Source organism: Streptomyces sp. NPDC006463, assembly GCF_042870715.1.
GTDB lineage: Bacteria > Actinomycetota > Actinomycetes > Streptomycetales > Streptomycetaceae > Streptomyces.
In genome coordinates this window covers 1-14967 of sequence record NZ_JBIAHP010000055.1, presented here as the reverse complement: position 1 = coordinate 14967, position 14967 = coordinate 1, and the positions used below count along the sequence as shown (strand labels likewise).

General features: G+C 68.0%; 7 protein-coding genes and 1 pseudogene. 2 read left to right on the top strand and 6 right to left on the bottom strand.

Annotation, left to right across the window (positions count from 1 at the left end; genetic code table 11):
- Positions 1–600 precede the first annotated feature (600 nt).
- From ACFYOB_RS40865 to ACFYOB_RS40850, 4 genes are all read right to left on the bottom strand, one after another.
- The gene (locus ACFYOB_RS40865; RefSeq protein WP_388569954.1) at positions 601–6618 is read right to left on the bottom strand and encodes an AAA family ATPase; all 6018 of its coding nucleotides are present in this window, start codon (positions 6616–6618) and stop codon (positions 601–603) included.
- A gap of 92 nt (positions 6619–6710) precedes the next feature.
- Positions 6711–7946 carry a hypothetical protein gene (locus ACFYOB_RS40860; protein ID WP_388569952.1) on the bottom strand — a complete coding sequence of 412 codons (1236 nt, stop codon included), beginning with the start codon at positions 7944–7946 and terminating at the stop codon, positions 6711–6713.
- A 1993-nt stretch (positions 7947–9939) separates the two neighbouring features.
- The gene (locus ACFYOB_RS40855) at positions 9940–11217 is read right to left on the bottom strand and encodes a hypothetical protein (RefSeq protein ID WP_388569950.1); all 1278 of its coding nucleotides are present in this window, start codon (positions 11215–11217) and stop codon (positions 9940–9942) included.
- 34 nt (positions 11218–11251) lie between these two features.
- Complete coding sequence (locus tag ACFYOB_RS40850) at positions 11252–11506, bottom strand: hypothetical protein (RefSeq protein ID WP_388569947.1); 255 nt, start codon at positions 11504–11506, stop codon at positions 11252–11254.
- A 131-nt stretch (positions 11507–11637) separates the two neighbouring features.
- On the opposite strand from ACFYOB_RS40850, the gene ACFYOB_RS40845 reads away from it, so the two are divergent.
- Both ACFYOB_RS40845 and ACFYOB_RS40840 read left to right on the top strand, forming a co-directional pair.
- Complete coding sequence (locus ACFYOB_RS40845) at positions 11638–12246, top strand: TetR/AcrR family transcriptional regulator (RefSeq protein WP_388569944.1); 609 nt, start codon at positions 11638–11640, stop codon at positions 12244–12246.
- Positions 12243–12590 (top strand): nuclear transport factor 2 family protein, encoded by a 348-nt coding sequence (locus tag ACFYOB_RS40840; RefSeq protein WP_030301082.1) that lies wholly within the window; start codon positions 12243–12245, stop codon positions 12588–12590. The genes ACFYOB_RS40845 and ACFYOB_RS40840 overlap by 4 nt, the downstream gene beginning before the upstream one ends.
- 308 nt (positions 12591–12898) lie before the next feature.
- Here the strand turns inward: ACFYOB_RS40840 and ACFYOB_RS40835 are convergent, their stop codons facing one another.
- Both ACFYOB_RS40835 and ACFYOB_RS40830 read right to left on the bottom strand, forming a co-directional pair.
- Positions 12899–13909, bottom strand: a complete 1011-nt coding sequence (locus ACFYOB_RS40835) for a hypothetical protein (RefSeq protein WP_388569941.1) — start codon at positions 13907–13909, stop codon at positions 12899–12901.
- Positions 13910–14390: 481 nt separating this feature from the next.
- Positions 14391–14855, bottom strand: a pseudogene (locus ACFYOB_RS40830) (RHS repeat-associated core domain-containing protein); the annotation flags it as partial.
- Positions 14856–14967 lie beyond the last annotated feature (112 nt).

The following is a 14967-nucleotide window of genomic DNA, read 5'->3' as shown; positions in this document are numbered from 1 at the left end:
CCGAACCACAGGCCCAGGGCCGCCCACGCGCCTCCGCGATGACCAGGTCCCTCGATCCCGAACTCCGTCGTACCCATGGCCAATTAGGAGAAGTCTGGATGAGGAATTACATGACGCTCAAACCACCCGAGATGGGGAAAAACGTGAACGCTCACACCACGCGGTAAGCGTCCCCGTCGCCCCTTCGAGGGGTCATAACCACTGGTCGTAGCAGATCTGCGGGGCGCCGGCTGGTCCTCACGCTGCACCTGTACAGCCATACAGTCGATCCCTACAGCGACCGCGACGACTTCGAAGGCTCCAACGCGGATCCCACCTTCTATGCGATGACTGCTGAGGAGGCGAGGACATGGATCGCTGACCGCACCGGTCCGAAAGGGGGCCGGAATTACGGCCGCTGCCAGCGCTGCGCCCCAGCGGTGTAACTCTCAGCGGATCATCGCGCGCGCCAGCGCGCGCGGCACCTGGGCCACCGGCTGCGCCGCCTGACCTGCCCGCGACGGCTTCATTTCGTGGCACCGGGTGGATCGCGGGCGTTTTCCGCTCCGTGGGCGGCCGGGGTTCTCAGGTGGTATCCGGCCGCCACGGGCAGGACTGGCGTCAGCTTGGTGAGTGTCGTCGCCAGGCGGCGGCTACAACAGGCTCCATGGCGAGGCCCTCCGATCCGACATGGTCCAGGACGTTCATCCGCCGTAGTGCGGTCAGCTGCAGGTGGATGTCGGGATGAAGGGTCTGGAGCAGGTCCGTTAGGTCTTCCATCGGCAGGGGGGCGTCGAAGTCCACCAGCTGGTCGACCAGCGGATGAAGTTCGACGGCGTCGATCAGGCCGGTTGCTTCCAGAAGGCGGGTGCCCTCGACACCGTGAAGCTCCTCGGCCAGCTGGGCGAGTGCCTTTCGTGGCGTGAGACCTTTGACGGCCAGCGCCAGCATGCGGTTGAGGAGACTCGGCCAGCCGCCAGTGGCTTTGAGCAGAGCAGCTCGCTGCGCCGGGTCGGAGTAGGGCGCCATCGGGTCCTGGTTTGAGGTCCAGCTGCGCAGTCCGTCTGTGGTGGCCAGCTGGAGAAGGACCGTGTTCTCCTCGTCTGCGGCCGTCAGTTCCCGCAGGTGGTCGATTCGGGAAGGGTCCACGAGCGCGACCACGCACCTGCTGACGCCCTCGGGGGGTTGCAGGGCCAGGGCCTGGTCCAAGGAGTCGCGCAGTGCGTTGGCGCCGAACCTTCTCATGTCGCTGATGATGATCCGGTGCTGGCGGCCGGCTCGACCGCTTTGCAGGGCGGTTCGGTATTTGTTGGGCGCGTTGGGTGAAATCAGCGTTGCGATCCGGGTCGGCACCCGCTGCTGTTGTTCGGTGAGGGCCATAACGACGTCCTCGAGCCCTGCGGCTGGAGGTCCGACGACGATGCGAAGTCCGTTGCGGCGCCGGGTGAGATCTGCGATCTGAGCTTCGGTGAGTGGGCTGATGCGGTTGTCCGGCAGGGTCCGTCGCGCGTGCGCCGCGGACAGCGCGGTGACGGCTTCGTCTTCCTGTGCGGAGAGTTCTTCCTCGATGCTCGCGGGGGAGCCGAGGAGGAGGAGAACGTTAGAGGAGCGCAGCCGCCACCCAGTCGCATCGGCGGCCAGTACTCCGAGTCCGGCCATCTCTTCCAGGAGTGCCCGGTACTCGTCGGGCGGTGTTGCTGACAGGGCCTTGGGCCACCATTCGACGCACTCGGTGCGCAGGTCGCGGCCGGCGATGGGCTGGTCCACTCCGTGCTTGTAGGCGTGGAGGGCCAGGACGAGGGCGATGAGTTTGTAGCGGGGGTCGAGGTGGAGGGTGAGGCGAACGGTGTCGCGGATGCTCTTGGCCAGGGCACCTGAGCCGATCACGCGTTCCAATGTCTCTTCGTCGATTGTCCAGGGCGGTCCGTCGGCCGGCGCACGGCGGCTGTGGGTCTCCTGGACCAGTGCCAGCCCGATGTGCTGAATGATCTTCGGGTGGTAGTTGGCGTAGGCGAGGGCGCGGTGGATGAGGGTGTCGCTCTGGAATCGGATGCCGAGCGCTTGCATGGGTTCATGCAGCAGCCGGTAGGCGGCGCCGGGGCTGAGGGGGCCGATGACCATGGGTTCACCGAAGTGGGCACCGGCCAGCGGCTGGTTGGGAAGTGAGGCGAATCGCTGTACCTGGTGGAGGCCGGCGAAAACAGGCTTGAATCGGCGCTCACTGGAGCTCATCAGGTTCCGGAGAGCTGTGGTATGCACGAAGTTCTCGCGGGCATCTCCGTCGAAGAACTCGTCGCATTCGTCGAAGAGGATGAGCAGCTTGCGCGCCTTGTCCTGCTGCAGCCAGCGGGTGATGTCGTCCTCGACCTGATGCATTGTGGTGGCCCGCTGGCGTCGGTGCTCGGCGATGCCGGACTGTTTCAGGCTGCGGGCGACGAGGTCCCAGATATCCTTCGGAGTCAGGCTCATGCCCGACGGCAAGGGGATATACAGGCTCAGGTGGTGCCTGGTCTGCCGGTAGCGGGCGGCGGCCGCTTTCAGGAGCGCGGACTTGCCCAGGCGGCGGCCGCCGTACAAAATGCTCGATCCTTGCGGATCCAGAACAGCTGACAGTTCTTCGCTGCGGCCATAGAACATTTCGGCGGGCAGTGTGTCGCTGGCTTCGGGGTAATAGGGAGTGATCGCGCTGAAGGGCGCGAGAATGCGTTCTGTCGTGGCGAACAGGCCGGTTCCCCGGGCCGCGAGGAACGCCAGGGCGGCCGCGTCGAGGACCAAGACCGGCTTGTCGCGGCGGGTCACGCACTCCCTGGCCAGTGCCCGGCGCTGGGCAACACTCATCACTCCGGCCACGACCACCAGTACAGGGAGCTGGCTGACGTCCTGCTGGATCCAGCCGAACAGAGTCCGGACGTCGGAGATGGCCCTGGTCGTCATGACCCGCAACCGGCCATCCGAATCCGAGCCGAACTGCGGAAGCCGACAGGGGCCCACCAGCTTGACATCGGTGATGTCGAACCAGCGCCGAGTCAAAGGCGTGGTGAGCCCGGGGTCCGGCTCGTCGCTGTACTCAATGCCGGCCAGCCGGAGGGCAAGCTTCAGATGCTTCTTCGCATCCCGGAACTTGCCCCACTGGCTGTGCAACTGCTGCAGTGCGGTCAGCGCGTCGGCGGCCTGTGACCTCTGGGCCGAGGCCAGGTCCGAGAAGTCCAGACCCTGGTGGCTTCCGCCGTTGGCCGCCTGCCGGATCAGCTCCGGCGTAATGCCTGCCTGCAGGGCTTCACAGACAGCGGGGAAGAACTCGTCGAAATCCGTGACCGGGTCGGCGGTCGGCAGCTCGAACCCCTCGCGGGCCGCGATAAGGAACTCCTCGGCAGTCGCGAGATCGCCCTGGGCGATCAGCTCACGAATTCTGTCCGCTACAGACGTCGAGGCCCCCAAGTTGTTCAGCTGCTGGGCAGCGGCAGCCTGGAACGCATTGCGGGCCTGCTCCGAGTAGACGTCAAGCAGATTGACGATCTCCTCGCACTCCCGCCGGATTGTGCCCAGATTGTTGTCCCCGACAAGCGCCTGCTCGGCAGCCTGCAGGCGTGAGGTAACCCGCGAGCGTCCTGGTTCGGGCAGCTGACCGAGCCGGGACGCGGTCTCCGCACGGTGCTTGACACCCTGGTGCAGGGCGTTGACCTCCTGGCGGCTGCCGACCCGCAGCCGGTGGTGTTCCTCCCGGATTTTGCTGACCGTCTCGGCGCGCCCTCCGTTGAGCTCGAACATCTCAAGAGCCGCACGGGCCGTGTCGAAGTTCTCGGCCGCGGCGTGTTCGCGTGCCGCCGACTCCCAGCCGCAGCCCAGCGCCTGGGACACGTCCTCAATGGTTACGGGGCGCAGGGGGTTCAGGTCGGTATCGAATTCCAGGGCGGCGCAGCGCAGCAAGTCGATGTTGAGAGCCGCACTGGGCGTGCTTTCGGGGCCGGGGAGCCTACCAGCGGTGAGGAGCGTTGTGCTGCGGCGTACTGAGGCGAGAGTGAGAGTGGCGGTGACTTTCAGCAGCAGATCGGGGGAGGGACCTGCGGAGTGGCCCAGGGCATTGAGTTCGGACGCCAGGTCCGTGCTGGAGGTGCCCAGGCGGGCAGCCAGGTGGGAAAAGACCGGCGGAGGCGTGAACGCCGCGAGGTTCTGAACGGCCACCAGCCATCCGTGCACAATCTCCAGAGACTCCTGGGCGTACTGCAGAATCCGCCGTCGGGCCGCGCCCTGAAGGCGGGCGGAGGACTTCTCCCTCCTTTCGGAGTCCGTCTTGGTCAGCTTCTTTTCCAGGGCCTCAGACTTACGTAGCTCGAGCAGCTGCGCACGGACGATGTCGAGTCGAGCACGGTCATCGTCGGCTACCGAGTGCAGGAGGGAGCCGATCAGTCCGTCCCCGGACCACCACTCGCGCACAATCTCGTTGGCGCGCGGGAAGTGGAGGGTCCGCTGCTCGGCAAGGCTCTCGCGGGCATGTGCGCTCACCGACGTCACGTCGACGTCCGCCGGGCCGGCCGAGGCTTCCGGTCCGGGCCCGAGTACCTGAGCGGTGAGCTGGCCGCGTGCGCACGTCTCCGCCACGATGGTCAGAGTGGTGCGCAGTGACGGCATTTCGTGGAGGGACTCACTGAGACGGAGCAGTACCTCTCCGGTTTCGGGACTGCCGGAGACCAGGCAGACCCGCAGGCATGCTGCAGCGCGAAGCAACTGATCAGTTTGGTCGAGCTCCGGAGCAGCTTCGCCTTGCCAGGTTGCCGCTTCGTTGTGGAAGGCGTCCGCGCAGGCTCCAGTGGGAGTGCGCATACCTTCGGCGAGAACGAACATTTTCAAGGAGGAGGCGAGTTCTCTACGGTTTGCCGCCCGAGCAGTGTGATGAGCCAGGGCCGCCTCTCCCTGGGCGAGAGCGTCGACGATGACCTGGACCTCGGTGCTGGCCTCAACATGCGCTGGTGGATGGCTGAACTCCGCAGCAATGGGTGCGTCATGCCCGGCGGATTTTTCTAGGTCGTGCTGGCAAGACGGGTCGTTGTGTTCGCGGACCAGGGCCTTCGACTCGGGCCTCTCGGGTTTCGCTTGCCTCGTGTCCGTCGGAGGAGGGTTCTCGCCCAGATCGGCACGCGGCACTGACGCCAGCCCGGACGAGCCTTCCTGATTCGGGGCCTGCGGTGCAGCTACCCGGAGGCTCTTGAGATCGCGCTGGGAGCCAGGTGCGAGCGTGCTGCCCGATGTGTCGTCGTACAGGTCCTCAGCAGGCCTGGCTGCCGGACTGGCAGCCAGGCCGTCCGTCTCGTCGAGCTTTCTCGTCTCGCCGCTCTCAGCTATAAGCGGAGGTGCTGGCGGTTCGGCTTCCCGGGCCTCAGGGGTCACCGATTCCGCCCGAGGCCCCGGGACCGACGGGACGAGGGCCGATTCGCCGCCACGGAAAGTGCTGTCTTCCCTGGCCGTGCTGGATGCGTTGCTGCCTGCTGGGAAGGTTGCCTTCCCGCGTACCACCAGGAGTACTACCGGCCGCAGAGCGTCCGGCAGAGCTCCACGAAGGCGGCTGTCGAGGCGCTCCACGCTCTGGTCGTCGTCGCGTGCAACGGCGTCGGCGAGGCCAACGATGTCCTTCAGCAGGGTCGCGAGGGTGACTTCGCTCGTCTGCCAAGCTGCCGCGGAACGGAGCTGTTCCGCCTGGCTGAGCAGGGCCTCGATAGCTGGGTGAGGCTGGACGGCCTTAACACGGGCGATCCGGTCAATGCTGGCCGACAGGTCACCCCGGACACCGAGGGCGTGGGCCCGTTCTCGGAGTTGGTGTTCCAGAGCCGGAAGCCCCTGAGGCCTGTCCAATGGGTTGGCGGAGAACTGGTCTCCGTATGGCGCCAGAGCTGTACGCAGTACTCCCGTCAGTTCTATGAGTTCCTGAACCGGCTGCCAAGCTCCCGGCTCTGGAAGATTCCCCGAGCCCAAGGCGTCCGCTGCCCGTCGCGAGGAGGAGACAGCGCTCTCAAGGAGCCGTTGAATCCGCTCGGCAGCCGCGTGGCAGCCAGCTTGCGTATCGACGTCGGCCTTATTCTCACGCTCGGCGCCGGCCTCGGTATCAGCCGCGGGCGGCATGGATGACGAGAAGGTGGAGGTATGCAGCTCGACCCATTGCGAGGCGAGCCGGTCACAGGCTTGGGCCAGTTCCGTCACCTGATCGGTAGGCCACGACGGCAGGGCTCGGTTGCGCAGGCTCCAGGCCAGCATGTACGCCTGGCCCGGGTCAGCGTCCCAGAATGCGAGGGCGGCCAGAAGCAGTTCGTCGCGCGGCGCCTCTTCGAGATTTCTGTCGAGTGCGCTGTCAGGGTGGCTGTGCAGCCATTGGGTTCGAGCCTGTGCAAGGCTGTCATTGAGCGGGCCACCGAGACTCTGGGCATCCAGCAGCCTCTGTCCAGGAGGGCGGGCTGAACGCAGCTGAGACAAGGCGTGAGCGCAGATGGTGGGGGTCAGTTTGCCCATCGCCGGGACGCGCAGACGCTGAAGCAGCCGCGTTCGGCGGGTCTTCCCCATCCGGTTGAGCAGGTCTCCCAGCCGCTTCGAATCGATGAGGGCGAGGATGTCGCCCAGCGGATCCCCGAGCCGCTCGAGACTCTGAGCCACCTCTCCTTTTAGTTTCGCCGGGGGCTCCGTTTCCTTGCCGCGTGACTTCGCTGTCATCTTGACTCTCGTCATCCGTTCCCAAATTGCCTTTCCTAGTGCTGCGGTACATGCCGATGCCAGGGCTTGCCTGGTTCTGGTCCTCTGAGATGGCCGTGGACGAAGGTCGTGCCAGGCGGCAGCTCCGTGTCGGCGTCCGCTCCCTCGACCTCCAGCCGCCACTGGGCATAGTCCCGCCGGGATTCGGGCGAGGGCTGTTGACCATGGGGCAGCCGGCGGTACTGAGGGCGAACCCAGTGACGTGTCAGGGACTGTTCTGGTCTTTGCCCCCAGGCCTCTGTGGCGGCACGCGCTTGGAGAGCCTCGGGCGTCGTAGGCCACCAGGTGAAGACATCCGGTCCCCGGTTGCCAGAAGCCCGCGTCAACAGGCCGAGAACGGCCATGTCCTCGCATGTGTGGATGACCGTCCAGAGCAGTGCTGGGGAGTGCACGTCCGGGCCGAACAGCGCTGCCGTCAAGCGGCGGCCGTCCAGGCGGCGGCTTCCTGCCGGACCGTCGTCGCCATCGCGTTTGAGGGCCTCGATCACGAGGTGTTCAAGAGCGGCGACCGCTGGGCGCCAGGATCCAGGGGCTACCGACGGCAGCCATGGCTCCCAGCCGTCCGGAGCGGGATGCCGGCCGGTGAAGCCGGTGCCGCTGGCAAACAATTCTTCGTCGTACCCCCAGGAGATTGTGCCGAAACCGGGAACTTCTACGGGCTGGGGGAGCCGGACACTCGTGGCGACCAGCCTCCTGCCGGCTCGCGCGGCAGCGACGGTCAGTCTCAGGCCCGGCGGGAGTCCTGCAGGCCACACGACCCCATGAACGGCGCCGCCAGTCGGCCGGACCCGCTGCTCCTTTTGCTCCTCCGCAAGCAGGCGGCCATCGTGGTGCAGGTTCAAGATCAGGTCGCCGGAAGGCAGCAATTCCAGCACTGAGCGGCTCAGCGGAAGCCGTCTCTTCCCCAAGTCTGCTGCGCTCAGGGCTACCGTCACTACGACAAGCTCGTCGTCAATGTGTACGACGTTGACCTGGCCCATATCGCTTGCGTATGAACCGTGCCCAGGGAGTGGAGCCTCACGCTGGTGAGTGGCCTGGCTTTCCGCGAAGCCGATTCCCCCCGGGATGAGCGGGTCGAGGGAAGCAAGCATGTCGTCGACCGGGAGAGCCTGCGCCCGCCAGATACCTCCCTGCTGCCAGATATCGTCAACACGAACGTCGACGCCGGGAGGGTTCTCGGGGCTGGTGACCGCATCTGCGATGGCCAGATTCGCGTCTACGACCAGAGCCACACCCGCGACGCCTACGAGCTCATTGGCCCGGCCGGTTTCCCGGCAGAGAGAGCTAAGGAGAGGCCAGAGAGCCGAATAGCGAGCACCTCCACCAGGGGCCGGGCGTGCGACCGCATTCCACACGTGGCGAGCTGTGGAGGAGGCTGCAAACGCCGAAGCCGCGCCCGTTGACCTCCCCTGGAGCCCCCACATTCGCAGGCCAGATGCCCCTTCCATAATTCGGCCCAGACAGCCGACGGCCGCCCGGACGGCACGCGCGACGTCGTCCTCGGCCAACTCGCCTGTCGCCCCCGCTAGCCAGCCCGGCAGAGGCCCGAGATCGAGTAGTGCCCGTGCCGGCCCAGCAAGGTAGTCAGCGAAAGAACCGGCTTGATCTCGAGTCGAGATGTCCTGGGCAGCGGCTGGGACGGAGCCCACAAGATGGCCGCCCTCAAGCCCGCCGGCCGGGCGTAGCCAGCGGCCACGTTCGACAAGTTCTTCGGCGAGCAGGGGTCCGAAGACGTCAGTGTCGACGACGATGCGCTGTGGGTCGAGGCCTCCAGCAGGAGGGGCCCCGGATTGGGCACCTGTAGTCCAGCCGTCCCTCTCGACACCCTCACCAGCGCCGAAGACACCAGCAACTTCGCCCCATAGCTCCCGGTTGCCTCGGGTCAGGCGGACGAACGCTCCCACGGGCAACCGCGGCAGGGAGCCACCGATCGGCACCGCGACGAAGGCATCAGGATCGGGTTCGGCGACATAGCGGCGGAGCCGGGGATCGTAGTCAAAATAGAGGGCGTTGAACGCGTTGCAGGCGTGCAGAACGCCACCCCGCGCTGACGCAACCAGCTCCAAGCGTCTGGCGATGGCCGCGCTTAGGCTGGCCGACACATCTCCAGCATCCTCAAAGATCTCAGGACACAGCAGAGCTTCCTCATCAGGGCGCCCCATCGCAGCCCCCTTCCCCCCGGCCGCTCCGCCGGCGCGTGCTGCCTCATTGGTACCGCATGGGGTGGTTCGCACGCAGTGTTATTGGAAAGTCAGGGTGGCTCCGGAGTGGAGCTTCGTTCTGAGGTGATGTCGGCGAAATGCTTCTTCCATAGTGGTCGGTCACCGATCTCCTGCGCGGCTTCGTCCCGGCCACGGCGTCGGCTGCTGTCCCGCAGCAGCCGACGCCCGGGGCCGGGGCAGACGCGGACGGCGGCGGGGCGAGGGCGTGCTGCTGCGAGAGGTCGCGCCCACCCGGCACCGCCGCTGGAGGGCCCGCTGCGGGAACCCGGCCTGGAGCGGGCTGGCGGCGTCATCGGTGCCCGCCGCGCGGTGGACCCGGCGCGCAACGGGGCGGGCATCCGGGCCATGCGTCCGGCGCAAGACAAAGCAGCCCGCACCTGCGGTGGCACGGATACGGTGAACGCCATGGTCGAGGACTGGATGTTGGGCCGGTGGGGCGGAGCAGGGGTTGCCACCTTCATTACGGCCGTTATCGCTGCAGCCCGTCACCAGGGCCATGCCTCGTTGGTCCTCATCCTGGTGTCTGTGCTCGTCGCAGCCGGGCTATATGCCGGACTGTGGTTTACCGCCCTGGGTAACTCGGGGCTTACGAGCCTGTGGCGGCAGCAGATGACGTGGGACGTTTACCGGGACCGGATGTGGGAGCCGCATGAGGCCGAACTGGCTGCCGAAGCGGAACAGATGCGCAGAGTCGAAGCCCGCGTCACGGACTTCGCCGCCACGCACGGCCTAGAGCGCATCACCCTGGCAGTGACCGGCGCCCGGCTCGGCTGGGCAGGCGCCGCCCATTCCCTGCGCAGCTCGAAAACACTCGGCCACATCGAACTGGGACACTTCTGGTTCTTCCCCGAGGGCGTGGCATGCCTGCCGCACATCGTGGAACACGAGCTCGCGCACATCCAGCGCAACGACTGCGCCCGTTGCGTGATCTGTTCGGCCGTCGCTGCGTGCAGCGTGGCCTGCGCCGGACTGCTGCCCCTCCCGTACGCCGCCGTGACGATCTTCAGCGGCGTCGGCCGAACGGCCACCAGCTGCGGCGCGTGCGAGGGGGCGGCGGGCTCGTGGGTTGGGGCGGAACCGTGGGCTGCGGCGGCACGGCAGGTGCGGGCGGCAGTTCGGGCATCGCGGGGGCCGGCATGGGCGGAGCCGACGGGGGTGTCGGCGTGACGGGCGTCGGCGGGGTCGCGGTGGGCAGGAGCGGGGGCGGCGTTGGTGCCGCTGCCGGAACCGGGGCCGGGTGGAAAGTGGTCGGCAGCGGCCGGGGGGCCGCGGAGGTGCTGCTGGGCGGCGAGGCGGTGGTGTTCGTCGGTCCCGGTGCGGGTTTGGGTGCTGCTGCCGCGGTGCGGACCTGGCGCAGGGTGCGCTGGGCGAGGGAGAGCGGTGGTGGGCAGGCGGGTGGGCCGCTGTGGCCGGTGGTGTCGTCGTAGGTCCAGTGGGTGAGCTGCCAGTGTTCTTCGGCGAACATCTGCAGTTCGGGCCTGCCCCGGTTCGGGGTCCAGACCTTCCAGGGGCCGACAGCCAGGACGTAGTCGCCGACGGTGAGCGGTGCGAGGAGGCTGGGGTGGTCGGAGCGGATGCGTACGGTGAAGCCGTTCGCGTCGGCGAGGCGCAGGACGGGCGTGTGGCGGCTGTCGTTGCTGATGGAGGTGAGGCGGCCGTAGAGGGCGACAGGATGTGCGGGGTTGGGACCGGTGGTCAGGCGCGTGTACAGCCTGGCCTGGTCCTCGGGTGACGGACCGTGGCAGAACTCGCTCCAGGCCACCGCCGCCGTGTTCTTGCCCGGGCGGCGCACCTTGAACCGGGCGACCACCGCAGGGTCGAAATCGTGCTTCTGCAGGAATCGGGCGATGACCACTGCACTGTTGATCAGTGGGGGCAGCAGCGGCCGTACCGTGGCGATGTCCACCCCGACGTGGCCGCCGGCCCCAGCAGAGTCGTCTACACCGGTCGGAATATCGATTTCGGTCAGGTCGCCGGGCAGCAAGAGGTGCAGCTCATCTCCGCTGATGACGGCAACGCCCTGGGAGCCACGCGCAATCTTCTGCTGGACCTCGGTCGGGTTGAGAGGGCAGACGTCCTCATGGGTCCGGCCTGCCGCCAGCCGGAACAGCGCGTTCCTGCGGGCGCGGCCCACCGGGGCCCGCTGCGACACCACCGGTGTCGTGCAGAGCAGACAGACCAGCGGGACCTTCTCCCGGCGCCACCAGGGCTCATCAGCGATCTCGTGGGCGTAGACCCTCGCACCCACGATTTCGTCCTGGAACAGGCGCGCCTTGTCCATCGCTTCCCCCTTGGTCCTCAAGGGAGCAAGGGGATCATGGATGCGGGTTGAGAGAACAGGCCGGGGCCTTCTCCCGGACCGCGGCGTCAAGCCCGTCCAGCGGACCGTGGACGGGAACACGCGGCGGCCGCCCCGGCCGGCGGGGGTCCAGGACAGCGAAGTCCTGGGTCCTGGCGCCCTCCTCGGCGACCAGTCGGTAGCGCTGCCCGTCCAGGCCGGCCAGAACGTGGACGCCACCGTCGAACCGGATCCGGTCCCCGACTTCGATGACGGCTGCCGGACGCTTCACCGCTCTGGGTGCTTGCGCCGACCGGCCGGCACGGCGGTCACGAGAGTCTCCTCGAACCCTGACCGATCTGGGGGAGCGGCGGGACGGACCAGCCGTGCCGGCGTGCTATTTTTGTGAGCGATCGTTCAACTATGGGGGTACCGGTGGGCCGCAAGCAGCTCTGGGATCAGGCGGACGTACTGGCCCGCGCCATGCGACTGTTCCGCCGCCGCGGCTACCTCGGGGCCTCGCTGCGGGACATCGAGGAGGCGACCGGACTGCATCCGGGCAGCCTCTACCGGGTCTTTCAGAGCAAGGAGGGCCTGTTCTGCGCCGCACTGGACGCCTACAACGACCAGGTGGTGCAGGGCCGCGTCCACGCCCATCTCCTGGAACCGTCGGACCCTGTGGCGGGCATCCGGTCGTTCTTCACCTCGACGTTCGAGACCGGCCTCGATCCCGATCCGGGATGTCTGCTCACCAACACCGCGGTGGAGTCCTTCACCGTTCCGCAGGCCGCCGCGGGAGTGCACCGAGGGCTGGAGACGATCGAGTCCGGCTTCGCCGACGCGCTGACGCGCGCCCGCGCTCTGGGCCTGCTGTCGGCGGATCTGGACGTCGAGGTGTCGGCAGCCCGGCTGCTGGCGCTCTATCAGGGCCTGCTGGTGCTGGTCCGGGCCGGCGCCCCCGTCACGAAACTGCACACCATCACCGATGGCGCAATGGCGTCGATCGGCTCCGACAAAGAAGGACAGCGATGAGCGACTCGCAGCAGCTCTGGACGAACTACGCCGCGTGCTGGTCGGCCGACCCCGGCGAGCGGCTTGCCGCACTCGGCGCGGTCGCGGTCGAAGACGTCGCCTATCGGGACCCGGGCACGGAGGTCGGCGGGCTGACCGAGCTGGCCGCCTACATGGCCGGGTTCGCCGGAGCCTTCCCCGGTCACCGGTTCCGTATCGACGAGGTAGTCGAGCACCACGACCGGTCGCTCGCACGGTGGACCCAGCTCGGCGAGCAGGACGAACCCGCCATGGCGGGCGTGAGCACCGCACTCCACCGCGACGGCCGGCTCGCTGACATCACCGGGTTCTTCCTCCCCGCGTAAGCGGATCCCGCAGTCTCGCCGAGCCTGTCGCCGACAGGCTGGCGCCGCTCGGCGAGGTCACCGGCCACCGCCACTTCGGTGGCCGGGCATTGCTCCGACACGAAGACCGTGTCCTCCGTCGGGGCACCGACCGCAGCCGCCGACCGGGCTGCCGTGCCATCTCGGGCAGGGCGTGGTCCGTGTCAGCGTTGCGGGAGTCGGCAGACTCTCGACACGGCGACTCAGTGGTGCCGTCCCCGCTCCGATCCGGCGAGGGCGGAGCCGCTCGCGGCCTGTTCGGGGAGCCGCCGTAGCTTCGGGTGGGCCCGTCAGGTGGTCGTCCAGCGTTGCACCGTCTCTTGGTCGGGGGTGAGCCAGGTGCCGTCGCCGAGGGGCACGGCTGCAACTCCCGGAGCCTGGGGGTAGTCCAGTTCGGCGACGGGCTCGAGTGTGCGTGCGTCGAGGAGGAGGTGGATGCCCTCCTCCGCCCACTGCTCCTCGGCCGCCACGACCAGGATCCGGTTGTCGTCGACGAAGCCCGGGGTGTAGCCGACGAAGACCCACTCATCGGGCAGTACGTTGCGGGCTTCGACGATGACGTCGTCAGCGCCGTCCTGCGTGCGGCAGAGGTATCCCCCGCCGACGTCCTGGCTGACCAGCACCCCGTCCGCACTGAGTCCGACGTAGGGTTCTTCAGCAGTGCCCGCCGCCCGGACGCCGAGCCCGCCGGCCGCGTAGGTGACCAGGAGGCAACGGGCGCCGTCCTGGCCCATGGAGGCGGTCAGCAGGACCTCGGAGCGTGCGTCCGGGAACTGCTGGAAGGCGTAGGTCGCCGAGAAGGTCGGCAGGACGTGCTCGCTGAGCACTTCGCCGGTGGCCAGGTCGAGGGCGCGGCAGATGTCGCCCGCGGAGAGCCCATCGGGTCCGACGGGACCGGCCATGGTCGCCAGGAGGACTCGGCCGGCGGGGTCGGGGGTGCACGCGCCAGCGGCCTCGGGCGATTGCTGCCAGTCCCGGTGACGGTGCTCCCAGCGGACGGTGCCGTCGGGCTCGTGGACGGTGACGGCCTGGCGGGTGCTGATGGCCAGGCCTCCGTCGGGCAGCGGCGAGCAGTACGGGCTGGGGTCGTCGGGAGCCGGGTCGGCCCACACGGCGCGGTCGGCGAGCACCCGGGACGGGTCGGTGCCGACCCTGCCGACGGTGATCGTGCCCTCGTGCCGGGTCACGAGCCGGTGCGCGCCGTCGCGCAGGAGCCAGCCGTCCATGTTCCCGAGCGCCTCGGCGATACCGGGCAGGGATTCATGGGCGAGCAGCCGTACGGGTACGCGGGGGTGGTTCATGTGCTCGTCCTAGTTCGGGTCCGGGGTATAGCGGCTCGGCCAGTAGAACTGCCGCCGGTGGGTGGGTTTGTCGTCACCATACGTCGGCCCCGCGAGCATGCCCTCGATGCGGATGATGGGAGCACAGAAATCGGGACAGACGCTGCGCATGACCGCGCCGTGGGTGGGCAGCCAGCCAGTCATCCGAGCCCTTGCTGTGCAGGCGGCTGAGGTAGTGGAGGATGTTCTGCTCCGCATGCCCGCCTGGGACTTTGGGCGGTGTCGGGGGGAGGTACTGGTCGTTCGGGAGTGGGTACAGGCCCATCTCCTGGGCCAGCTTCCGCTGGGCGGGAGTCAGTTTACTCTTGCTGGTTCCGGCGACGATGAGGACGTCCTTGCCCTTGTGGCGTGTGGCGATGATCGCGACGGTCTGCCCCTCCCGTTGCCGCTTGTTGGGCAGGACCTGGGAGATCTTGTGGGCCATGTCTTCCAGGCCCTGCATACAGGGCGCCAGGCCGAGGGGGTCGGCCTCTGTGGCGGGGTTGGTGACGTAGCCGGCGGGGTTGGGGGCGGGGTCCAGGCCGAGGGGGTCGGGGCTGACGTAGCGGCCGGTCTCCGGGTCGTAGTGGCGGAAGAAGTTGTAGTGCAGACCGGTTTCGGGGTCGGCGTACTGGCCCGGGAAACGCAGAGGGGTGTGGGCGGTGGCGTCCCGGTTCCAGGCGGTGGCGCCCCACTGCGTGGCCCGGCTGTGCCAGGCGGTGGCGCCTGTGTGGTCGACGAGTTCGGTCGGTGTGCCGACGAGGTCGGTGACGATTGCGAAGAAGCGGGAGTCGACGGACTCCTGGCCTTCGGCGGCGTTGTGCGTTGTACGGTGCTCGGCCTGGGCGATCGGGCGGTGATCGTCGTACTCCCAGGTCAGGGTGGTGCCGGTGGCCGAGTCGGTCCTACCTTCTAGGCGGGTTGATCGGGCCATTCGTAGGGTCGTGTCGCCTGGGGGTTCTGGGAGGGGCTACTGAGGTGTCGCCGCTCGTGGCTGAACAGACTTGGCCGCCCGGAACCCCACCGACGACCGGGCCGCT

What these genes read in the sequence shown, in the direction of transcription:
- ACFYOB_RS40840 (WP_030301082.1), top strand. Translation starts at nt 12,243, where the DNA reads ATGAGCGACTCGCAGCAGCTCTGGACGAACTACGCCGCGTGCTGGTCG.
- ACFYOB_RS40835 (WP_388569941.1), bottom strand. Translation starts at nt 13,909, where the DNA reads ATGAACCACCCCCGCGTACCCGTACGGCTGCTCGCCCATGAATCCCTG.
- ACFYOB_RS40855 (WP_388569950.1), bottom strand. Translation starts at nt 11,217, where the DNA reads ATGGACAAGGCGCGCCTGTTCCAGGACGAAATCGTGGGTGCGAGGGTC.
- ACFYOB_RS40845 (WP_388569944.1), top strand. Translation starts at nt 11,638, where the DNA reads ATGGGGGTACCGGTGGGCCGCAAGCAGCTCTGGGATCAGGCGGACGTA.